The 21,686-nt window shown below is 48.9% G+C and carries 21 protein-coding genes; 19 read left to right on the forward strand and 2 right to left on the reverse strand.

Going from position 1 to position 21,686, the window contains the following annotated elements; translation table 11 throughout:
* Positions 1–126: 126 nt before the first annotated feature.
* From ispU to FH968_RS15410, 16 genes are all read left to right on the forward strand, one after another.
* Positions 127–879 (forward strand): (2E,6E)-farnesyl-diphosphate-specific ditrans,polycis-undecaprenyl-diphosphate synthase, encoded by a 753-nt coding sequence (ispU, locus tag FH968_RS15335; RefSeq protein WP_139881011.1) that lies wholly within the window; start codon positions 127–129, stop codon positions 877–879.
* Between the two features lie 18 nt (positions 880–897).
* On the forward strand, positions 898–1,755 hold the full coding sequence (gene cdsA / locus FH968_RS15340) for a phosphatidate cytidylyltransferase (RefSeq protein ID WP_139881013.1): 858 nt from the start codon (positions 898–900) through the stop codon (positions 1,753–1,755).
* An 11-nt stretch (positions 1,756–1,766) separates the two neighbouring features.
* A complete protein-coding gene (rseP, locus tag FH968_RS15345) occupies positions 1,767–3,119 on the forward strand; it encodes a sigma E protease regulator RseP (RefSeq protein ID WP_139881016.1) in 1,353 nt (450 codons plus the stop codon).
* A gap of 30 nt (positions 3,120–3,149) precedes the next feature.
* Positions 3,150–5,567 carry an outer membrane protein assembly factor BamA gene (bamA, locus tag FH968_RS15350; RefSeq protein WP_139881018.1) on the forward strand — a complete coding sequence of 806 codons (2,418 nt, stop codon included), beginning with the start codon at positions 3,150–3,152 and terminating at the stop codon, positions 5,565–5,567.
* Positions 5,568–5,687: 120 nt separating this feature from the next.
* Positions 5,688–6,188 carry a molecular chaperone Skp gene (gene skp / locus FH968_RS15355; protein ID WP_139881020.1) on the forward strand — a complete coding sequence of 167 codons (501 nt, stop codon included), beginning with the start codon at positions 5,688–5,690 and terminating at the stop codon, positions 6,186–6,188.
* 3 nt (positions 6,189–6,191) lie between these two features.
* Positions 6,192–7,217, forward strand: coding sequence for a UDP-3-O-(3-hydroxymyristoyl)glucosamine N-acyltransferase (gene lpxD, locus FH968_RS15360; RefSeq protein WP_139881022.1), 1,026 nt, complete (start codon positions 6,192–6,194; stop codon positions 7,215–7,217).
* Between the two features lie 115 nt (positions 7,218–7,332).
* Positions 7,333–7,788 carry a 3-hydroxyacyl-ACP dehydratase FabZ gene (fabZ, locus tag FH968_RS15365; RefSeq protein WP_064516336.1) on the forward strand — a complete coding sequence of 152 codons (456 nt, stop codon included), beginning with the start codon at positions 7,333–7,335 and terminating at the stop codon, positions 7,786–7,788.
* A gap of 3 nt (positions 7,789–7,791) precedes the next feature.
* Positions 7,792–8,580: an acyl-ACP--UDP-N-acetylglucosamine O-acyltransferase gene (gene lpxA / locus FH968_RS15370; RefSeq protein ID WP_139881024.1), complete on the forward strand. Its 789-nt coding sequence runs from the start codon at positions 7,792–7,794 to the stop codon at positions 8,578–8,580.
* Positions 8,581–9,729: a lipid-A-disaccharide synthase gene (gene lpxB / locus FH968_RS15375; RefSeq protein ID WP_139881026.1), complete on the forward strand. Its 1,149-nt coding sequence runs from the start codon at positions 8,581–8,583 to the stop codon at positions 9,727–9,729.
* Entirely contained in the window at positions 9,726–10,322 is a 597-nt protein-coding gene (gene rnhB, locus FH968_RS15380) for a ribonuclease HII (RefSeq protein ID WP_139881028.1), read from the forward strand. Before lpxB ends, rnhB begins: the two co-directional genes overlap by 4 nt.
* Before the next feature lie 38 nt (positions 10,323–10,360).
* On the forward strand, positions 10,361–13,843 hold the full coding sequence (gene dnaE / locus FH968_RS15385) for a DNA polymerase III subunit alpha (protein ID WP_139881030.1): 3,483 nt from the start codon (positions 10,361–10,363) through the stop codon (positions 13,841–13,843).
* Between the two features lie 12 nt (positions 13,844–13,855).
* The gene (accA, locus tag FH968_RS15390) at positions 13,856–14,815 is read left to right on the forward strand and encodes an acetyl-CoA carboxylase carboxyl transferase subunit alpha (RefSeq protein ID WP_064516346.1); all 960 of its coding nucleotides are present in this window, start codon (positions 13,856–13,858) and stop codon (positions 14,813–14,815) included.
* 155 nt (positions 14,816–14,970) lie between these two features.
* Positions 14,971–17,112, forward strand: a complete 2,142-nt coding sequence (locus tag FH968_RS15395) for a lysine decarboxylase LdcC (protein WP_139881032.1) — start codon at positions 14,971–14,973, stop codon at positions 17,110–17,112.
* 56 nt (positions 17,113–17,168) lie between these two features.
* Entirely contained in the window at positions 17,169–17,558 is a 390-nt protein-coding gene (locus FH968_RS15400; RefSeq protein ID WP_139881035.1) for a VOC family protein, read from the forward strand.
* 78 nt (positions 17,559–17,636) lie between these two features.
* Positions 17,637–18,947 carry a tRNA lysidine(34) synthetase TilS gene (gene tilS / locus FH968_RS15405; RefSeq protein ID WP_139881068.1) on the forward strand — a complete coding sequence of 437 codons (1,311 nt, stop codon included), beginning with the start codon at positions 17,637–17,639 and terminating at the stop codon, positions 18,945–18,947.
* Positions 18,944–19,255: a cytochrome c gene (locus FH968_RS15410; RefSeq protein WP_139881037.1), complete on the forward strand. Its 312-nt coding sequence runs from the start codon at positions 18,944–18,946 to the stop codon at positions 19,253–19,255. Before tilS ends, FH968_RS15410 begins: the two co-directional genes overlap by 4 nt.
* 47 nt (positions 19,256–19,302) lie before the next feature.
* Here the strand turns inward: FH968_RS15410 and rof are convergent, their stop codons facing one another.
* Together rof and FH968_RS15420 are read right to left on the reverse strand one after the other, a co-directional pair.
* Positions 19,303–19,563 carry a Rho-binding antiterminator gene (gene rof, locus FH968_RS15415; protein WP_139881039.1) on the reverse strand — a complete coding sequence of 87 codons (261 nt, stop codon included), beginning with the start codon at positions 19,561–19,563 and terminating at the stop codon, positions 19,303–19,305.
* Positions 19,550–19,750 carry a YaeP family protein gene (locus tag FH968_RS15420; protein WP_139881041.1) on the reverse strand — a complete coding sequence of 67 codons (201 nt, stop codon included), beginning with the start codon at positions 19,748–19,750 and terminating at the stop codon, positions 19,550–19,552. The genes rof and FH968_RS15420 overlap by 14 nt, the downstream gene beginning before the upstream one ends.
* Positions 19,751–19,954: 204 nt before the next feature.
* Between FH968_RS15420 and FH968_RS15425 the strand changes: the two genes are divergently transcribed.
* The 3 genes from FH968_RS15425 to nlpE are packed head-to-tail and all read left to right on the forward strand — an operon-like array spanning position 19,955 to position 21,650.
* Positions 19,955–20,497: a YaeQ family protein gene (locus FH968_RS15425; RefSeq protein ID WP_139881043.1), complete on the forward strand. Its 543-nt coding sequence runs from the start codon at positions 19,955–19,957 to the stop codon at positions 20,495–20,497.
* Positions 20,497–20,916 carry an alternative ribosome rescue aminoacyl-tRNA hydrolase ArfB gene (arfB, locus tag FH968_RS15430; protein WP_139881045.1) on the forward strand — a complete coding sequence of 140 codons (420 nt, stop codon included), beginning with the start codon at positions 20,497–20,499 and terminating at the stop codon, positions 20,914–20,916. Before FH968_RS15425 ends, arfB begins: the two co-directional genes overlap by 1 nt.
* A 38-nt stretch (positions 20,917–20,954) precedes the next feature.
* Positions 20,955–21,650 (forward strand): envelope stress response activation lipoprotein NlpE, encoded by a 696-nt coding sequence (gene nlpE / locus FH968_RS15435; RefSeq protein WP_139881046.1) that lies wholly within the window; start codon positions 20,955–20,957, stop codon positions 21,648–21,650.
* Positions 21,651–21,686: the final 36 nt, after the last annotated feature.

Raw genomic sequence — 21,686 nt, forward strand, 5'->3', positions numbered from 1 at the left:
GCCATCTTTCGGTCAGGAATAACTGGCTGAATGGTTGGTAAGCCGTGTTATAGCACGGCTTTTTTATGTAAAAGCTGAAATCATTCTGAGTACCGCTTAATCCTTATCTGGGAATAATTACGCGTTATGTTGTCTGCAAACCAACAATTAAGCGAATCACAATCTGACCATGGCGCACGTCATGTTGCCATTATTATGGATGGCAATGGCCGTTGGGCTAAACAGCAAGGGAAGATGAGGATTTCAGGCCATAAGGCAGGGGCGAAATCCGTACGTCGAGCTGTAAGTTTCGCAGCAAATAACCGTATTGATGCGCTTACTCTTTATGCCTTTAGTAGTGAAAACTGGAATCGCCCGGCTCAGGAAGTTAGCGCATTGATGGAATTGTTTGTGTGGGCTTTAGACAGCGAAGTCAAAAGTTTGCATCGCCACAACGTCCGTCTGCGCATTATTGGTGATATCAGCCGATTCAACGCTCGCCTGCAAGAACGTATCAATAAAGCCGAAGCCTTAACCAGTGCTAATACCGGTTTGACACTCAATATCGCCGCGAATTATGGCGGTCGTTGGGATATTATTCAGGGAGTGCGGCATCTCGCCGAACAGGTACAAGAAGGCTTATTGCGCCCGGACCAGATTGATGAAGAAATGCTGAGTAAGCAAATCTGCATGAACGAACTGGCTCCCGTAGATTTAGTAATTAGGACAGGGGGAGAACATCGCATTAGTAATTTTCTGATTTGGCAGATTGCCTACGCAGAACTTTATTTCACTGATGTTCTTTGGCCTGATTTCGATGAACAAGACTTTGAAGGTGCATTACATGCTTTTGCAAATCGAGAGCGTCGTTTTGGCGGCACGGCACCTGGTGGTGAGTAAGCCTGTTGGGGGTCACTTTTGCTAAAGTATCGCCTGCTTTCTGCGTTTATTTTAATCCCGGTAGTGATAGCCGCGCTGTTTTGGCTTCCACCCGTAGGATTTGCGATTACAACCCTGGTGGTCTGTATGCTCGCAGCCTGGGAATGGGGACAACTGGCCGGCTTTAAAGCGCGTTCACAACGTGTCTGGCTGGCAGTGCTGTGTGGTCTGTTATTGGCGCTGATGCTGTATGCGTTGCCCGAATACCAGCGTACGGTCCATATTCCGTTAGTTGAAGCATCACTGTGGGCTTCACTCGCCTGGTGGTTCGCAGCACTGCTGCTGGTGCTATTCTATCCGGGGTCTGCAACCTTCTGGCGTAATTCTAAAACGCTACGCCTGATATTCGGCGTGTTGACGATTGTGCCGTTTTTCTGGGGCATGATTGTACTGCGTAACTGGCATTACGATATCAACCATTACACCGGCTCAATCTGGTTATTGTATGTGATGGTACTGGTCTGGGGCGCTGACTCAGGCGCTTATATGTTTGGCAAGATGTTCGGCAAACATAAACTGGCTCCAAAAGTGTCGCCGGGTAAAACATGGCAGGGCTTCTTTGGTGGGTTATTCACTTCTGCGATTATCTCCTTGCTGTTTGGCATGTGGGCGAATCTGGATGTCGCACCGGTTATCCTGTTGACCTGTTCGGTCATTGCTGCCCTTGCGTCTGTGTTGGGTGACTTAACCGAAAGTATGTTTAAGCGCGAAGCTGGGATTAAAGATAGCGGTCACCTGATCCCCGGTCATGGTGGTATCCTTGACCGCATTGATAGCCTCACAGCAGCAGTACCGGTATTTGCCTGTCTGTTATTGCTGGTATTCAGGACGATTTAACGGAAGGTTATATGCTGAGCTTACTCTGGAATTTGGCTGCATTTATCGTTGCACTGGGTGTTTTAATTACCGTGCATGAGTTCGGCCATTTTTGGGTTGCTCGCCGCTGTGGCGTCAAAGTAGAGCGCTTTTCCATTGGCTTTGGTAAAGCGCTCTGGCGCCGTTGCGACCGCCACGGTACCGAATTTGTAATCGCTCTAATCCCGCTGGGTGGTTATGTCAAAATGCTTGATGAACGTGTTGAACCGGTGACTCCGGAACTGCGTCATCAGGCCTTCAATAACAAAACCGTTTCTCAACGAGCTGCAATTATTGCCGCCGGCCCAATTGCCAACTTTATCTTCGCTGTGTTTGCGTATTGGTTTGTGTTTATTATTGGTGTCCCTGGCGTTCGTCCGGTTGTTGGTGAAGTAATACCCAACTCGATAGCCGCAAAAGCACAAATTGCACCAGGCATGGAACTTAAAGCGATAGATGGTATCGAAACGCCTGATTGGGAATCAGTTCAACTCGCACTGATGGGCAAAATTGGCGACGACAGCGTCAATGTGACGATGGCACCGCCAGGCTCTAGTTTGCGTAGTGAAAAAACACTCGATTTGCGCCACTGGCAGTTTGAACCAGAGAAGCAAAACCCGATAACCTCATTGGGTATCGGGCCTCGTCGTCCGCAAATTGAAACGGTATTACAAGAAGTGCAGCCAAATTCCGCAGCTAATAAAGCGGGTTTGCAAGCTGGAGACAGGATCGTTAAAGTCAACGGTGCGGCACTGACTCAGTGGACAGAATTTGTTAGTAAGGTGCGTGATAATCCAGGTCACCCACTGGCGCTAGAAATAGAAAGACAAGGTGCTATCTTGTCTTTAACGCTGATACCGGATACAAAACCGGGTGGCGAGAAGGCTGAAGGGTTCGCGGGTGTAGTACCAAAGGTTATCCCGCTGCCTGATGAGTACAAAACAGTGCGCCAGTATGGGCCGTTTGCTGCAGTAGCAGAAGCCACGGATAAAACCTGGCAACTGATGAAGCTGACGGTCAACATGCTGGGAAAATTAATAACCGGTGACATCAAACTGAATAACCTCAGTGGGCCAATCTCTATAGCTCAAGGGGCAGGGATGTCAGCGGAATCTGGGTTGATTTACTATCTGATGTTCCTGGCGCTAATTAGCGTCAATCTGGGGATTATCAACCTGTTTCCGTTACCCGTCCTGGACGGGGGGCATCTGCTCTTTTTGGCGATTGAAAAGCTGAAAGGTGGACCGGTTTCCGAGCGAGTTCAAGACTTTAGTTACCGCATTGGCTCTATATTGCTGGTGCTGTTGATGGGGCTTGCACTTTTCAATGATTTCTCTCGGTTTTAGAGAGCAGGTTAGGAAGAACGCATAACAACGATGGCGATGAAAAAGTTGCTCATAGCGTCGCTGCTGTTTAGCAGCGCCACCGTATACGGTGCAGACGGGTTCGTAGTGAAGGATATTCATTTCGAAGGCCTGCAGCGAGTCGCCGTCGGTGCGGCCCTCCTCAGTATGCCGGTTCGCGTAGGCGATACTGTCTCTGATGAGGATATCAGTAATACTATTCGTTCACTGTTTGCTACCGGGAACTTCGAAGATGTCCGGGTACTTCGTGATGGCGAAACGTTAGTTGTTCAGGTGAAAGAACGCCCGACAATCGCGAGTATTACTTTCTCCGGTAACAAGTCCGTGAAGGACGACATGCTGAAACAGAACCTCGAGGCTTCTGGTGTGCGTGTCGGTGAATCATTGGATCGCACAACCCTTGCCGATATTGAAAAAGGGCTGGAAGATTTCTATTACAGCGTTGGTAAGTACAGTGCCAGCGTGAAAGCCGTTGTTACGCCACTGCCGCGTAACCGTGTTGACCTGAAACTGGTATTCCAGGAAGGTGTTTCAGCCAAAATTCAGCAAATCAACATCGTAGGCAACCATGCGTTTACTACCGACGAACTCATTTCGCACTTCCAGTTGCGTGATGAAGTGCCATGGTGGAACGTGGTGGGCGATCGTAAATATCAGAAGCAGAAACTTGCCGGTGACCTCGAAACACTGCGCAGCTACTACCTGGATCGTGGTTACGCTCGATTTAACATCGATTCCACACAGGTAAGTCTGACACCTGATAAGAAAAGCATTTACGTTACCATCAACGTTACCGAAGGCGATCAGTACAAGATTGCTGGTGTGACGGTGAGCGGTAATCTGGCTGGGCATTCAGCAGAAATTGAAACGCTGACTAAGCTGAAACCTGGCGAGCTTTATAACGGCACCAAAGTGACCAAGATGGAAGACGACATCAAGAAATTGTTGGGTCGTTATGGTTACGCCTACCCACGAGTGCAAACACAACCTGAAATCAACGATGCAGACAAGACTGTTAAACTGCATGTGAACGTTGATTCTGGTAACCGTTATTACGTGCGTAAGATTCGTTTTGAAGGCAACGACACCAGTAAAGACTCCGTCCTGCGCCGTGAAATGCGCCAGATGGAAGGGACTTGGTTGGGTAGCGACCTTGTCGATTCAGGTAAAGATCGACTGAACCGTTTGGGTTACTTCGAAACCGTCGACGTTGATACACAGCGTGTGTCAGGAAGCCCTGACCAGGTTGACGTAGTGTACAAAGTTAAAGAACGTAACACCGGTAGCTTCAACTTCGGTGTGGGTTACGGTACTGAAAGTGGTATCAGCTTCCAGGTCGGTGTCCAGCAGGATAACTGGTTAGGAACGGGTTACTCAGTCGGTATCAACGGAACCAAAAACGATTATCAGACTTATGCTGAATTGTCGTTAACCGACCCATACTTTACAGTTGATGGTGTGAGCCTTGGCGGCCGTCTCTTCTACAACGACTTTAAAGCAGATGATGCGGATCTTTCTGACTACACTAACAAAAGTTATGGTTTAGATGGAACACTTGGCTTCCCGGTTAATGAAAACAATACGTTGCGTCTGGGGTTAGGTTACGTACATAACGACCTGTCCAACATGCAGCCGCAGGTGGCGATGTGGCGTTATCTGGATTCAGTCGGTCAATCGACTGATAAAAACTCTGATAACAATGGTTTTGCCGCAGACGATTTCACAATGAACTATGGCTGGACATATAACAAACTTGACCGTGGCTACTTCCCAACAGAAGGCTCACGTGTGAACCTGAACGGTAAAGTTACCGTACCAGGCTCTGATAACGAGTTTTATAAAGTGACGTTGGATACGGCAAGCTACTTCCCAATCGATGAAGATCATACTTGGGTAATGTTAGGTCGTACTCGTTTGGGCTACGGTGATGGCCTTGGCGGTAAAGAAATGCCGTTCTATGAGAACTTCTATGCCGGTGGTTCCAGTACCGTCCGTGGTTTCCAGTCCAATAACATTGGTCCGAAAGCGGTATATTACGGCGGCAACAATACAGATAACTGTAACAAGCCTTCGTCAAATGAAGTATGTGGTTCTGACGATGCAGTCGGTGGTAACGCAATGGCAGTGGCAAGTTTGGAACTTATCACGCCTACGCCATTCCTTAGCGAGAAGTATGCGAACTCTGTTCGTACCTCTTTGTTCGTGGACATGGGTACCGTCTGGGATACTAACTGGCAAAACACTGCAGATATGAGAGCTGCTGGGGTGCCAGATTATAGTGACCCAAGTAATATTCGTATGTCAGCAGGTTTAGCTTTGCAATGGATGTCTCCGTTGGGGCCGTTGGTGTTCTCTTATGCCCAACCGTTCAAGAAATACGACGGCGACAAAGCGGAACAGTTCCAGTTTAACATTGGTAAAACTTGGTAATTGTTCTGCGCAAAGGAACTGCGTAATAGCAGTGTAGCGATGACGCCAGTTCGCAAATGCAGAACTGGCGCACGCAAAAAGAGTGTCTTAGGACACATACGGGATGGTAAGGAGTTTATTGTGAAAAAGTGGTTATTTGCTGCAGGTCTTGGCATCGCTATGGCTGCATCAGCTAGTGTTCAGGCAGCTGACAGCATCGCTGTTGTAAACATGGGTAATCTGTTCCAACAGGTTGCACAGACTACCGGTGTGTCCAAAACTCTGGAAAACGAGTTCAAAGGCCGTGCGAGCGAATTGCAAAATATGGAAGGCGATCTGCAATCCAAAATGCAAAAGCTGCAACGTGATGGTTCTACCATGAAAGCTGCTGACCGTAGCAAAATGGAAAAAGACCTGATGGCTCAACGCCAACAGTTCCAGACCAAAGCACAAGCTTTTGAACAGGATCGTCAACGTCGTTCTAACGAAGAGCGTGGCAAACTGGTTACTCGTATTCAGAGCGCAGTGAAGAAAGTTGCTGACGACAAAGGCTACGACGTGGTGCTGGATACTAACACCGTTGCTTATGCAGGCAGCAGCGTAAAAGACATCACTTCAGATGTACTGAAACAGGTTAAATAAGTAATGTCTTCAATTCGACTGGCTGATTTAGCCCAGCAGTTGGATGCAGAATTGCACGGTGATGGCGAACTTGTCATCACCGGCGTTGCATCTATGCAAACGGCCCAGGCTGGCCAAATTACTTTTATGGTAAACCCGCGTTACCGTGAGCAATTGGCTGTTTGCCAGGCTTCTGCCGTCGTGATGACTGAAGCCGATCTTCCTTTCGCACATAGCGCAGCTTTGGTAGTGAAGAATCCCTACCTGACTTATGCTCGTATGGCGCAACTTCTTGATTCCACGCCGCAACCTGCTCAAAATATCGCGCCAAGCGCTGTTATTGATGCGAGTGCGACGCTGGGTACCAATGTAGCCATTGGTGCAAATGCTGTTATCGAGTCTGGCGTAGTGCTGGGCGATAATGTCGTAATTGGCCCTGGCTGCTTCGTCGGTAAAAACACCACAATTGGTGCTGGCACTCGTCTGTGGGCGAATGTCTCGATTTACCACGAAATCCAGATCGGTGAGCAGTGTCTGATTCAGTCCGGCACCGTCATCGGTTCAGATGGTTTTGGTTATGCTAACGATCGTGGCAACTGGGTGAAGATCCCTCAGTTAGGCCGTGTGATCATTGGTTCCCGTGTTGAGATCGGCGCCTGTACTACAATTGACCGTGGTGCACTGGACGACACGATTATTGGCAATGGTGTTATCATAGATAACCAATGCCAGATTGCACATAATGTCGTGATTGGCGACAATACTGCCGTCGCTGGCGGTGTAATCATGGCAGGCAGCCTGAAAATTGGCCGCTACTGCATGATTGGCGGTGCCAGTGTAATCAATGGCCATATGGAAATCTGCGATAAAGTCACCGTGACTGGAATGGGCATGGTAATGCGCCCTATTACAGAGCCGGGGGTTTATTCCTCAGGTATTCCATTACAACCGAACAAAGTGTGGCGTAAAACAGCCGCGTTGGTGATGAATATTGACGAGATCAGCAAACGCTTGAAATCCGTTGAGAAAAAAATCAATCAACAAGACTAAAGTCACCCGCCCAAGACGCGTTAGTGCTTACTGATTTGCGGCCTGCTAGCTATCCTGAGATAGTCGCAGGCCGTGTTATTATTGTCATTTGGTACATTTAGACAGGAAGAGTATCTTGACTACCGACACTCATACTCTGCACATCGAAGAGATTTTAGAACTTCTGCCGCACCGTTACCCGTTTTTGCTGGTTGATCGCGTGCTGGATTTTGAAGAAGGGCGTTTTTTACGTGCAGTAAAAAATGTCACAGTAAATGAGCCGTTTTTCCAGGGCCACTTCCCTGGTAAACCGATTTTCCCAGGTGTGCTTATTCTTGAAGCGATGGCACAAGCCACAGGTATTCTTGCGTTTAAAAGCGTGGGCAAACTGGAACCTGGTGAGCTTTACTACTTTGCTGGTATCGATGAAGCGCGTTTCAAACGTCCTGTCGTGCCAGGTGACCAGATGGTCATGGAAGTTACTTTCGAGAAAACCCGCCGTGGTCTGACGCGCTTTAAAGGCGTAGCAACTGTTGACGGTAAAATTGTCTGCGAAGCAACTATGATGTGTGCCCGCAGCCGGGAGAGTTAATACGTGATTGATAAATCCGCCTTTATTCATCCATCTGCCATTGTGGAAGAAGGTGCCGTTATTGGTGCTAACGTTCATATCGGCCCGTTTTGTGTTGTTGGTCCGCATGTTGAGATTGGTGACGGCACCGTTCTGAAGTCTCATGTTGTGGTAAATGGTCATACGACTATTGGCCGTGATAACGAGTTTTATCAGTTCGCCTCCATTGGTGAAGTTAACCAGGATCTTAAATACGCTGGCGAACCAACCCGTGTGGAAATTGGCGATCGCAACCGCATTCGCGAGAGCGTCACCATTCATCGCGGAACAGAGCAGGGTGGTGGGTTGACGAAGGTGGGTAGTGATAACTTGCTGATGGTCAACGCCCACGTGGCGCATGACTGTACCGTGGGAAATCGCTGTATCCTCGCAAATAACGCAACACTTGCTGGTCACGTTTCTGTCGATGATTTCGCAATCATTGGTGGTATGACCGCTGTACACCAGTTCTGCATTATTGGTGCGCACGTTATGGTGGGTGGTTGTTCCGGCGTTGCACAAGATGTTCCGCCGTATGTTATTGCTCAGGGCAACCATGCAACACCTTTTGGCGTCAACATCGAAGGGCTTAAACGCCGTGGTTTCACCAGAGAAGCAATACACGCGGTTCGTAACGCGTACAAAATTCTCTACCGCAGCGGAAAAACCTTCGAAGAAGCTAAACCGGAAATAGCTCAGCTTGCCGAGCAGCATCCAGAAGTGAACGCATTCGTTGAATTTTTTGCGCGTTCAACGCGTGGTCTGATTCGCTAAATGAAACCTGGTCGTCCGCTTACGATTGCCCTGGTCGCCGGAGAAACTTCCGGCGATATTCTTGGTGCAGGTCTTATTCGTGCCCTGAAAGCTCGTGTACCTGATGCTCGTTTTGTGGGTGTTGCTGGTCCATTGATGCAGGCCGAAGGTTGCGAAGCCTGGTATGAGATGGAAGAACTGGCAGTGATGGGCATTGTTGAAGTGCTCGGTCGCCTGCGCCGTTTACTCCATATTCGTGCCGATCTCACGCGCCGCTTCAATGAATTACAGCCAGATGTTTTTGTCGGTATTGATGCCCCTGATTTCAATATCACGCTGGAGGGTAATCTCAAAAAACAGGGTATTCGTACCATTCATTACGTCAGCCCCTCCGTTTGGGCCTGGCGGCAAAAACGCGTTTTCAAAATTGGTAGAGCAACGGATCTGGTACTCGCATTTCTACCTTTCGAAAAAGCGTTTTACGATAGATTTAATGTCCCGTGCCGGTTTATCGGTCATACCATGGCTGATGCCATGCCGCTTGATCCCGATAAAAACGCCGCTCGTGCGACGCTCGGTATTTCCCCTGATGCCAAATGCCTGGCTTTGCTGCCTGGAAGCCGTGGTGCAGAAGTGGAAATGCTCAGCGCAGATTTCCTTAAAACGGCTCTTTTGCTGCGTGAACGTTTTCCTGGGTTGGAAATAGTTGTTCCGCTGGTTAACGCCAAACGACGTGAACAATTCGAACACATTAAATCCGAAGTCGCCCCAGATCTGACAATGCATTTGCTCAATGGGCAAGGGCGAGAAGCGATGGTGGCAAGTGATGCCGCATTGCTGGCATCAGGTACCGCTGCACTCGAGTGTATGCTGGCAAAATGCCCGATGGTCGTGGGTTATCGTATGAAACCCTTTACCTTCTGGCTGGCTAAACGTCTGGTAAAAACTGATTACGTTTCACTACCCAATCTCTTGGCTGGCCGTGAACTCGTCAAAGAGTTATTGCAGGACGAGTGTGAACCAAATGCGCTTGCGAAGGCACTTGCTCCGTTGCTTGAAGACTGTGCGCAGAGCCATCAAATGCATGATACCTTCCGTGACTTGCATCAGCAGATTCGTTGTAATGCCGATGAACAAGCGGCAGATGCTGTGCTGGAGCTCGCACAATGATTGAATTTATTTATCCTCATAATCAATTAGTTGCTGGTGTTGATGAAGTTGGCCGTGGCCCGCTGGTTGGTGCCGTGGTGACTGCTGCGGTCATTCTTGATCCCGCAAACCCTATCATTGGGCTTGCGGATTCGAAAAAACTCTCTGAAAAACGCCGTAATGCGCTATACGATGAAATTATCGAAAAAGCGCTTTCCTGGAGCCTTGGCCGTGCTGAGCCGGAAGAGATCGATCAATTAAACATTTTACATGCCACGATGTTAGCAATGCAGCGTGCCGTTGCTGGCCTTTCCGTTGTCCCTGAATATGTGTTGATTGATGGCAATCGCTGCCCCGCATTACCGATGCCCTCGCTGGCAGTGGTGAAAGGTGACAGTCGTGTGGCAGAAATTAGCGCGGCATCAATAATTGCTAAAGTGACACGTGACCGTGAAATGACAGAGCTTGATCTCTGTTTTCCGCAATATGGTTTTGCCCAACACAAGGGCTACCCTACCGCTTTCCATCTCGAAAAGCTGGCAGAGCATGGTGCTACTGAGCATCACCGTCGTAGTTTTGCTCCGGTCAAACGCGCTCTCGGGCTGGCGTCCTGATTTGCAGACGTACGTTACACTTCTAATCGGAATGAGAAATGGCTGAACCACGTTTCGTACACCTTAGGGTGCACAGCGACTACTCCATGGTTGATGGCCTGGCAAAAACAGCTCCGCTGGTGAAGAAAGCCGCGGAGATGGGGATGCCAGCAATTGCTATCACCGATTTTACCAACCTTTGTGGGCTGGTGAAATTCTATGGTGCTGCGCATGGCGTAGGGCTCAAGCCGATCATCGGGGCTGATTTTAACGTTGCGAATGAATTACTGGGTGATGAACTCAGCCATTTGACTGTGCTCGCCGCTAACAATACCGGTTATCAAAACCTGACGCTGTTAATCTCAAAAGCCTACCAGCGTGGGTATGGTGCCGCAGGCCCGATTATAGATAGAACCTGGCTTGCCGAGCTAAACGAGGGACTGATCCTGCTCTCTGGCGGGCGTATGGGGGATATTGGCAAAAACTTGTTACGTGGAAATACGGCACAGCTTGATCAGTGTCTGGAGTTCTACCAGCAATATTTTGCCGATCGCTTCTATTTGGAACTGATTCGTACCGGCCGTCCTGACGAAGAAAGCTATTTGCACGCCGCTGTAGCGCTGGCGGATGAACGTGGCTTGCCAGTCGTGGCAACCAATGATGTTAGATTCATTGAGGCTACCGATTTCGATGCCCATGAAATTCGCGTCGCCATCCACGATGGTTTCACGCTCGACGATCCCAAGCGCCCACGCAACTATTCTTCTCAACAGTATCTGCGTACCGAAGAAGAAATGTGCGAGCTTTTTTCCGATATCCCGGAAGCGCTGGAAAACAGCGTAGAAATCACCAAACGTTGTAATGTCACAGTACGTCTGGGCGAATACTTCTTACCCCAGTTCCCAACCGGTGAGATGTCTACCGAAGACTTCCTGGTGATGAAATCCAGAGAAGGGCTGGAAGATCGTCTGGAATTCTTGTTCAAAGATCCTGAAGAGCGTGCGGTAAAACGAGTGCCGTATGATGAGCGTCTGGAAATTGAGCTTAAAGTTATCAACCAGATGGGATTCCCGGGCTACTTCCTGATCGTAATGGAATTTATCCAGTGGTCGAAAGACAACGGTGTGCCAGTCGGACCAGGTCGTGGTTCGGGTGCAGGCTCGCTGGTTGCTTATGCTCTGAAAATTACCGACCTAGATCCGCTGGAGTTCGACCTGCTGTTCGAACGTTTCCTTAACCCAGAACGTGTTTCAATGCCTGACTTCGACATCGATTTCTGCATGGAAAAACGCGACTGGGTTATCGACCACGTGGCAGAAATGTACGGGCGTGAAGCGGTATCACAAATTATTACCTTCGGTACGATGGCGGCAAAGGCGGTTATCCGTGATGTGGGTCGTGTACTGGGGCACCCTTACGGTTTCGTCGATCGTATTTCTAAACTGATCCCGCCAGATCCAGGTATGACGCTTGCGAAAGCGTTTGAAGCTGAACCGCAGCTCCCTGAAATCTATGAGGCTGATGAAGAAGTTAAAGCGCTTATCGACATGGCGCGTAAGCTTGAAGGTGTAACGCGAAACGCTGGTAAACACGCTGGTGGCGTGGTGATTGCGCCCACAAAAATTACCGACTTTGCACCGCTTTACTGCGACGACCAGGGCCAAAATCCGGTCACTCAGTTCGATAAAAACGACGTGGAATACGCCGGTCTGGTGAAGTTCGACTTCCTCGGTTTGCGCACACTTACGATCATCGACTGGGCGTTGAAGATGATCAATCCGCGTCGGGCAAAGCAGGGATTAGAGCCGATTGATATCGCCGCTATTCCGCTCGAGGACAAGAAAAGCTTCGACATGCTGCAACGTTCGGAAACCACTGCGGTATTCCAGCTTGAATCTCGCGGCATGAAAGATTTGATTAAGCGTCTGCAACCTGACTGCTTCGAAGATATGATTGCATTGGTTGCGCTGTTCCGCCCAGGCCCACTGCAATCAGGTATGGTAGATAACTTTATTGACCGTAAGCACGGGCGTGAAGCTATCTCTTATCCGGATATTCAATGGCAGCATGAAAGCCTGAAACCGGTACTGGAACCGACCTATGGCATTATCCTGTATCAAGAACAGGTTATGCAGATTGCGCAGGTACTGGCGGGTTATTCACTCGGCGGCGCAGATATGTTGCGTCGTGCGATGGGCAAAAAGAACCCCGTCGAGATGGCGAAGCAGCGTGGTGGCTTTGAAGATGGCGCGAAATCTCGTGGTATTGACGGCGAATTGGCGATTAAGATCTTTGACCTGGTAGAGAAATTTGCCGGTTATGGGTTTAACAAATCTCACTCAGCAGCTTATGCGTTGGTTTCTTACCAGACGCTATGGTTAAAGGCACACTATCCAGCAGAATTCATGGCCGCGGTTATGACCGCAGATATGGATAACACCGAGAAAATTGTAGGGCTGGTGGATGAATGCTGGCGCATGGGCCTGAAAATTTTACCGCCGGATATCAACTCGGGGCTGTATCATTTTCACGTTAATGACGACGGTGAAATTGTTTACGGTATCGGCGCAATTAAAGGTGTCGGTGAAGGCCCAATTGAAGCGATAATCGAGGCGCGTAACGAAGGCGGTTATTTCCGCGAATTGTTCGACCTCTGCGCGCGTGTTGATACCAAAAAGCTTAACAAGCGAGTACTTGAAAAGTTGATTATGTCCGGGGCATTTGACCGCCTTGGGCCGCATCGTGCCGCACTAATGAATGCGCTGGGTGATGCGCTTAAAGCTGCTGACCAACACGCGAAAGCTGAAGCGATTGGTCAGGTGGATATGTTCGGTGTGCTGGCTGATGAACCGGAGCAAGTTGAACAGTCCTATGCCAGCGTTATTCCGTGGCCTGAACAAGTGGTGCTGGACGGTGAACGTGAAACGTTGGGTTTATACCTGACAGGCCACCCAATTACCCAGTACCTTAAAGAAATTGAGCGCTATGTCGGTGGCATGCGCCTGAAAGAGATGCACCCGACAGAACGTGGTAAAATGACCACGGCTGCGGGTCTGGTGATTGCTTCGCGGGTGATGATTACTAAGCGCGGCAATCGCATTGGCATCTGTACTCTGGACGACCGTTCTGGTCGTCTGGAAGTGATGCTATTCACAGATGCGTTAGAAAAGTACCAGCATCTGTTGGAAAAAGACCGTATCCTGATCGTCAGCGGACAGGTCAGCTTTGATGATTTCAGCGGCGGCCTTAAAATGACCGCTCGCGAAGTAATGGACATTGACGAGGCCCGCGAAAAGTATGCGCGTGGGCTTGCTATCTCGCTGACGGACAGGCAAATTGATGACCAGCTTTTGAACCGTCTCCGTCAGTCCCTGGAACCCCATCGTTCGGGGACCATTCCAGTACATCTCTACTATCAGAGAGCGGATGCACGAGCGCGTTTGCGTTTTGGCGCAGCATGGCGTGTATCCCCGAGTGATCGTTTGCTCAATGAGCTGCGTACGTTGATAGGTGCAGAGCAGGTGGAACTGGAGTTTGATTAATACAGGAATATTATGAGTCTGAATTTCCTCGATTTTGAACAGCCGATTGCAGAGCTGGAAGCGAAAATTGATTCCCTGACTGCTGTTAGCCGTCAGGACGAAAAGTTAGATATTAATCTCGACGAAGAAGTGCAGCGTCTGCGTGAAAAAAGCGTAGAACTCACACGTAAAATCTTTGCCGATTTAGGTGCATGGCAGATTGCTCAACTGGCGCGTCATCCGCAGCGCCCGTATACGCTTGATTATCTGCGTCTGGCTTTTGATGAGTTTGACGAACTGGCGGGTGATCGCGCGTATGCTGACGATAAAGCTATCGTTGGCGGGATTGCGCGTCTTGACGGCCGTCCGGTGATGGTTATTGGCCATCAGAAAGGCCGTGAAACCAAAGAGAAAATTCGCCGTAACTTTGGTATGCCAGCACCAGAAGGATACCGTAAAGCACTGCGTTTGATGGAAATGGCTGAGCGTTTCAAAATGCCAATCATTACCTTCATTGATACCCCAGGTGCTTATCCTGGCGTGGGTGCGGAGGAGCGCGGTCAGTCAGAAGCTATCGCGCGCAACTTGCGTGAAATGTCTGGTCTGAAAGTACCAGTCATCTGTACCGTAATTGGTGAAGGTGGCTCTGGTGGCGCGCTGGCGATTGGTGTGGGCGATAAAGTGAATATGCTGCAATACAGCACCTATTCTGTTATCTCTCCAGAAGGCTGTGCGTCAATTCTGTGGAAAAGTGCTGATAAAGCGCCTATCGCCGCAGAAGCAATGGGTATCATTGCTCCACGCCTGAAAGAGCTGAAGCTAATCGATTCAGTTATCCCTGAACCATTGGGTGGTGCGCACCGTAACGTTGAAGCCATGGCTGCTTCACTGAAGGCTCAATTGCTGGCCGACCTGGCCGATCTGGATGTGTTGAATACCGAAGAGCTGTTGGCTCGTCGTTATCATCGTCTGATGAGCTACGGCTACGCGTGATAGCGTGATGTATGACAAAGAGAGGTCAGAAGAAATTCTGGCCTTTTTTATTGCCTGAACTCCACACTTTATAAAGCTTTACACCCTAACGCTTGTCCTAAGTGCGATTTCAATAAACTATGCTTACCTGAAGTATTTTTGCCAGGAGGTGAGCATTGAATATTATTGCAATCATGGGGACGCACGGCGTTTTCTACAAAGATGAGCCGATCAAAGAGCTGCATCAAGCGCTGGAAGTGCAAGGTTTCCGGCTCATTTATCCCACAAATGGCGCCGACCTGCTCAAACTCATCGAACATAATCCGCGTATCTGTGGTGTCATTTTTGACTGGGACGAATACAGCCTGGATCTTTGCAGCGAAATTAATGCCCTGAATGAATATTTGCCACTGTATGCGTTTATCAATGCGCATTCTTCGCTGGATGTTAGTGTCAACGAAATGCGCATGGCGCTGTGGTTTTTTGAGTACGCGCTGAGTGCCGCCGATGACATCGCCTTGCGAATCCGCCAGTACACTAATGAATATCTGGATAACATCACTCCGCCGTTAACCAAAGCGTTATTCAACTATGTTAATGAAGGGAAATATACCTTCTGTACACCAGGCCATATGGCGGGTACGGCCTATCAGAAAAGCCCGGTAGGTTGCCTGTTCTATGACTTTTTTGGCGCGAATACGCTCAAGGCGGATGTTTCGATTTCAGTGACCGAACTTGGTTCGTTGCTTGATCATACAGGCCCCCATCTGGAAGCCGAGGAATATATAGCCCGCACATTCGGTGCGGAACAAAGCTATATGGTGACCAATGGTACATCGACGTCGAATAAAATCGTCGGCATGTACGCCGCACCGTCCGGTAGTACGGTTCTCATCGACCGTAACTGCCATAAGTCGCTGACTCATCTATTGATGATGACGGATTTGGTTCCCATTTGGTTAAAACCAACGCGCAATGCTCTGGGGATTTTGGGTGGCATCCCGAAGCGGGAATTTATGCGTGAGAGCATTGAAGCAAAAGTAGCCGCTACGGAAAACGCACAATGGCCAGTGCATGCGGTTATCACTAATTCAACCTACGATGGTTTGCTCTATAACACTGAGTTCATCAAGCAAACGCTGGACGTTCCCTCAATTCACTTTGATTCAGCCTGGGTGCCGTATACCAATTTCCATCCTATTTACCAGGGGAAAAGCGGGATGAGCGGCGACCGTGTACCAGGGAAAATCATCTATGAAACGCAGTCCACGCACAAATTACTGGCTGCGTTGTCGCAAGCATCCCTCATTCATATCAAAGGGGATTATGACGAGCAGACGTTTAACGAAGCCTACATGATGCATACCACCACTTCACCCAGTTATCCGCTGGTAGCGTCTATTGAAACAGCGGCTGCGATGCTGCGTGGTAACCCTGGTAAGCGTTTGATCAACCGTTCTGTAGAACGTGCTCTGCATTTTCGCCGTGAGGTTCAGCGCTTGCGTGAGGAATCTGAGGATTGGTTCTTTGATATCTGGCAGCCAGAATTCATTGATGAAGCTGCATGCTGGCCAATTTCGCCAGTCGAAGAAGACTGGCACGGTTTTAAAGATGCCGACGCTGACCATATGTACCTTGACCCGATTAAAGTCACTATTCTGACCCCCGGTATGGATGAGTTGGGAACGATGGCGCAAGAGGGGATTCCTGCGGCGCTGGTGGCGAAGTTCCTCGATGAACGTGGCGTTGTGGTCGAGAAAACAGGGCCGTATAACTTACTGTTCCTGTTCAGTATTGGTATCGATAAAACCAAAGCATTAAGCTTGTTGCGGGGGTTGACGGAATTTAAACGCTCTTACGACCTCAACCTGCGTGTGAAAAACATGCTGCCAGATTTGTATGCAGAAGACCCTGATTTTTATCGCAACATGCGTATTCAGGATTTAGCACAAGGCATCCACAAGCTGATTAAGCAGCACAATCTTTCTGACCTGATGTTGCGTGCTTTTGATGTGTTACCTGAAATGAAAATGACACCGCACAAGGCTTATCAACAGCAAGTTAAAGGCAATGTTGAAACGGTAGAAATCGAACAATTATTGAACCGTGTTTCTGCAAACATGATTTTGCCGTACCCGCCGGGTGTGCCGGTAGTCATGCCTGGGGAGACGATCACCAATGAAAGCCGTGCGGTGCTCGATTTTTTGCTAATGCTGTGTTCTGTCGGGGAGCATTATCCCGGCTTTGAAACGGATATCCATGGGGCTAAACTTGGCGAAGATGGCATTTACCGGGTTCGGGTCTTAAAAACGGTTTAGCGTATTGATTTACTGATGCATGATAGTAAGCGCACGAAAAAGACAAAGGAGCATTTATGCTGGGTTTAAAGCAAGTTCACCACATCGCTATCATTGCGTCGGACTACCCAATCAGTAAACATTTTTACTGCGATATTCTCGGTTTTACGCTGCAAGCTGAAGCGTATCGCGAGGAGCGAGATTCATGGAAAGGAGATTTGGCACTGAACGGGCAATATGTCATTGAGCTGTTTTCATTTCCTTCCCCGCCAGCAAGGCCGAGCCGCCCGGAAGCTTGCGGTCTGCGCCATTTAGCGTTCAGCGTTAACAATATCGACAACGCTATTTCTCATCTGGAAGATAATGGCGTGAAGTGCGAGCCAGTTCGTATCGATCCTTTCACTGACAAGCGTTTTACTTTCTTTAATGACCCGGATGGTTTGCCCCTCGAACTTTACCAACAATAGTTTTACCCACAGTAACGCTTGCCTCATATGTCGTTGCCCAGTAACGTGCTGGGCAAATCCTTATTTAAATTGCTGACTATGCAACTTCGTCCTCTACTCAGATTGCTGCATCCGCACCCACATTTGCTGGTGGCTTTTAGTGGTGGCCTGGATTCCACGGTTTTGCTCCATCAGTTGGTCACGCTTCGTGATACTCATGCTGCGAATTTTCACATTCGCGCAATGCATATTCACCATGGTCTAAGTCCTTTTGCCGATGAATGGGCGAAACATTGCCGGAAAGTCTGTGAGCAATGGAACGTGTTATTTGAAGTAAAACGAGTACAACTGGCTGACGATGGGCTAGGTGTTGAAGCTCACGCCCGTGTGGCGCGTTATCAGGCGCTGGCGGAAACATTGCGCCCGGAAGAAATGCTGCTAACGGCACAACATCTTGATGACCAATGCGAAACGTTTTTGCTGGCCTTAAAGCGGGGGAGTGGCCCGGCGGGATTAGCTGCCATGCCACAACGTTTGCCTTTTGGTTCAACGGAGTTGATCCGACCGCTGCTTGGGCAAACTCGTAAAGAACTGGAAGCCTGGGCCAATGAGCACCAATTAACGTGGATAGAAGACGAAAGTAATCAGGATGATAGCTACGATCGCAATTTCTTGCGTCTGCGTGTACTACCTGAAATCCAGCAACGCTGGCCTCATTTTCCTCAAAGTGTTGCCCGTAGCGCTGAGCTGTGTGGAGAGCAAGAACAGCTCCTTGATGAGTTATTGGCAGAACAGCTTGATGAGTTAGTTCAGGACGATGGTGCGATATTCATTGAACCTATGTTTTCTCTCAGTGCTATACGTCGTGCGGCATTGTTACGCCGGTGGTTTGCTTTGCACAAAGCCTCCATGCCGTCACGAGCGGCACTTGAGCGTTTGTGGGATGAGGTGGCTACGAGCCGTGAAGATGCCAATCCACGCCTGAAATTTGGCGACTATGAAGTTCGTCGTTATCAGGGTGCATTGTATTGGCTGCCGATAACAAATCGGTTAGGCGATGAAATTGTTCCCTGGCCTGCACCTTTTGCACCATTAACGTTGCCAGACGGTTTGGGAACTCTTCAATGCGTGGCTGAAGGGTTGGAAATTCGCGCACCTCTCGATTACGAACCTGTGACTGTACGCTTTAAAGCTTCCGGACAGTTCCATATCGTTGGGCGTGAACGCAGGCGAAGCCTGAAAAAAATCTGGCAAGAGTCAGGGATCCCGCCGTGGCAGCGGGAAAGAACACCACTGTTATATTATGGCGAACAACTGATTGCGGCTCTGGGAGTTTTTGTCACCCAGGATGGGAAAGCAACGGACCAATCATGCTGGCATGTCGACTGGCAAAAGGAGAATCAGCAATGAAGAGAATAATCATTTTGGCGGGAATTTTATTGTGTGCCCAACCGGTACTGGCAAAAGGGGATGCGCAAGCTGGTGAGCAAAAAGCCATGATGTGTGTGGCTTGCCATGGTGCGACGGGGAAAGTATCGGTGCCGATGTATCCGAATCTTGCTGGTCAGAACGAGGCTTATCTTGAGCATTCACTACAGGCATATAAAAAGGGTGAGCGTAGCGGTGGGCAAGCTGAAGTGATGAAGGCGTACGTTAGCGGCTTGTCGGATGAAGATATTAGCAATCTGGCGGCTTATTACGCTTCAATGAAGCCATAAAAAAACGGGCAGCTCAGAGCTGCCCGCGCATGCGGATACTTTGCGTATCAGGACTCGCTAACTACGACAGTACCAATTTCAGGATGGCTGAAGCTGGTAATTTTATCGAGGCGAACTTCGCGGGTGGCACCGGCATCGTCGAGAATCAAATATTCGATGTTTTTACGAGATACCAGGTCACTGGCTTTCGCCTTGAAAACTTCTCCGCTCTTTAACTCCAGTGTCAACAATAAGTGATTCTGGCAGGCGAGCTCGAGATTGTCATAATCATCACAATTGATGGGTTGATAGGCATCATTCATTGACATAATCGCTCACCAGTAAGTTCGCGGCAGCGTACGCCGCCTGTTCCCTAATAGATTCTGGTTGTGCTTCATCGGAAGCCACTTCGTTTAGCACCTTCAAGACGCAACCCAGTGCATCCGGAATGTAACCCAAATCTCCGCTGGCTATTTCCGCATAGCGCTGCCGTACTAATACACAATACTTTTCCACACGCCCTCCTTTCAGAGTCCCGACCTCAGACTTAATCGTGGGATGCCAGTTAAGCCTACGAAGATAAACTCTGTTTAGCAAGGTGACTATACCACAGGCATGAAACCGATATCAGCAGCCTGACTCTCTACTTGAGTGAATACATAACAGCGTTTTAGTGAGGTTTTCGCTACAATGAACGCCTAATTAGTGTGGAGAAGTGTGATGGCGTTAAAAGCGACAATATATAAAGCGATGGTGAATGTTGCCGATCTCGATCGCAATCAATTCCTGGATAGCAACCTGACGCTTGCGCGCCATCCTTCAGAAACTCAAGAACGAATGATGCTGCGTTTATTAGCGTGGATTAAATACGCTAACGAACGGCTGCAATTTTCACGCGGATTAAGTGCTGAAGAAGAACCAGAAATCTGGCAGCGCAATGATCACATGGGCATCGACCTGTGGATTGAACTGGGTTTACCAGAAGAAAAACGCCTGAAAAAAGCCTGTAGCCAATCTGCTGAAGTTGCACTGTTTACCTATAACAGCCGTGCGGCTGAAATCTGGTGGCAGCAGCATCAGAATAAACTTAAGCAGTATCAGAATTTGTCTATCTGGTATTTGGATGACGAGCAGTTGGCTAAGCTAAGTGAGTTTGGTACGCGTTCGATGAACTTGCAGGCCACCATTCAGGATGGGGCAATTTGGTTGTCTGATGCTGAGAATAATCTCGAAATTCACTTTACGGCCTGGCAGCATCATTGATGATAGAAGTATCCCGCGCGGTAGCAATACCGGACAGTGAAGTCACCATTACTGCTATCCGCGCACAAGGTGCGGGTGGCCAACACGTGAATAAAACCTCTACGGCAATCCATTTGCGTTTTGACATTCGTGCCTCCAGCCTGCCAGAGTATTATAAAGAACGTCTATTGGCGGCCAGTCACCATCTTATTACTCCAGATGGTGTGGTGGTGATCAAAGCGCAGGAATACCGTAGCCAGGAAATGAATCGTGAAGCGGCAGTCGCAAGGCTTATCTCATTGATTCAAGAATTAACCGTAGAACAGAAAAGTCGACGAGCAACCCGGCCTACACGTGCATCAAAAGAGCGTCGTTTGACATCAAAATCTCAGAAATCAACGACCAAATCGCTACGTGGAAAAGTCCGGCGTCCTGAATAACGAACGGCAAAGATATTGACCAGAAGAAGGAGGAGATGGTGAAAAAGATTCTATTGTCAGCGGTTGCTGTGTGCAGCTTGTTTGCACTTTTTGGCTGTAATAACCGAGCTGAAGTGCAAACTTTGCAGCCGACACAAGCAGCAGAACTGCAGCCGATGCAGCAAAGCTACCGTGGTGTTATACCTTGTGCGGATTGCTCAGGGATTGAAACCTCGCTGTTTTTGGAAAAAGACGGTACCTGGGTAATGAATCAACGTTATCAAGGGGCAAAAGAACCGGCAGTATTTGCATCCTACGGTAGCTGGGCACGTACCGCGGATAAATTAGTTCTGACAGAACGTGATGGTGAAAAACTCTATTTCCGTCCGAAAGGTGATAGCCTGGAAATGTTGGACCGGGCAGGGAATTCGATCGAGTCTCAGCTTAATTACACCCTGAAGCCAATAAAGGAAGCTTTGCCTGCGACGCCAATGACGATGAAAGGCATGTATAAATACATGGCTGATGCAGCGATTTTCCAGGATTGTGCAACAGGTAAAACCTTTAATGTTGCCAGCAACGCTGAGCTTGAGCGTGGATACGCGGCAGCACGTGGAGAAGATTACCAGCCGGTTCTGCTGGTGGTTGATGCCCACTTTACTTTGCAGGCTTCACCAGACAGTGGTGAATTGAAAAAAACAGTCGTTACCGACCGGGCCGCTAAGTTTGAGCCTAAGAAAACCTGTCAAGATTGATAAAAAAATACCCCGCTAAGCAACTAGCGGGGCATT

The organism is Buttiauxella sp. B2, assembly GCF_006376615.1.
Taxonomy (GTDB): domain Bacteria; phylum Pseudomonadota; class Gammaproteobacteria; order Enterobacterales; family Enterobacteriaceae; genus Buttiauxella.

What these genes read in the sequence shown, in the direction of transcription:
- ispU (WP_139881011.1), top strand. Translation starts at nt 127, where the DNA reads ATGTTGTCTGCAAACCAACAATTAAGCGAATCACAATCTGACCATGGC.
- FH968_RS15425 (WP_139881043.1), top strand. Translation starts at nt 19,955, where the DNA reads ATGGCGTTAAAAGCGACAATATATAAAGCGATGGTGAATGTTGCCGAT.
- dnaE (WP_139881030.1), top strand. Translation starts at nt 10,361, where the DNA reads ATGGCTGAACCACGTTTCGTACACCTTAGGGTGCACAGCGACTACTCC.
- rseP (WP_139881016.1), top strand. Translation starts at nt 1,767, where the DNA reads ATGCTGAGCTTACTCTGGAATTTGGCTGCATTTATCGTTGCACTGGGT.
- lpxB (WP_139881026.1), top strand. Translation starts at nt 8,581, where the DNA reads ATGAAACCTGGTCGTCCGCTTACGATTGCCCTGGTCGCCGGAGAAACT.
- bamA (WP_139881018.1), top strand. Translation starts at nt 3,150, where the DNA reads ATGGCGATGAAAAAGTTGCTCATAGCGTCGCTGCTGTTTAGCAGCGCC.
- FH968_RS15410 (WP_139881037.1), top strand. Translation starts at nt 18,944, where the DNA reads ATGAAGAGAATAATCATTTTGGCGGGAATTTTATTGTGTGCCCAACCG.
- rnhB (WP_139881028.1), top strand. Translation starts at nt 9,726, where the DNA reads ATGATTGAATTTATTTATCCTCATAATCAATTAGTTGCTGGTGTTGAT.
- rof (WP_139881039.1), bottom strand. Translation starts at nt 19,563, where the DNA reads ATGTCAATGAATGATGCCTATCAACCCATCAATTGTGATGATTATGAC.
- tilS (WP_139881068.1), top strand. Translation starts at nt 17,637, where the DNA reads ATGCAACTTCGTCCTCTACTCAGATTGCTGCATCCGCACCCACATTTG.
- accA (WP_064516346.1), top strand. Translation starts at nt 13,856, where the DNA reads ATGAGTCTGAATTTCCTCGATTTTGAACAGCCGATTGCAGAGCTGGAA.
- arfB (WP_139881045.1), top strand. Translation starts at nt 20,497, where the DNA reads ATGATAGAAGTATCCCGCGCGGTAGCAATACCGGACAGTGAAGTCACC.
- FH968_RS15400 (WP_139881035.1), top strand. Translation starts at nt 17,169, where the DNA reads ATGCTGGGTTTAAAGCAAGTTCACCACATCGCTATCATTGCGTCGGAC.
- lpxD (WP_139881022.1), top strand. Translation starts at nt 6,192, where the DNA reads ATGTCTTCAATTCGACTGGCTGATTTAGCCCAGCAGTTGGATGCAGAA.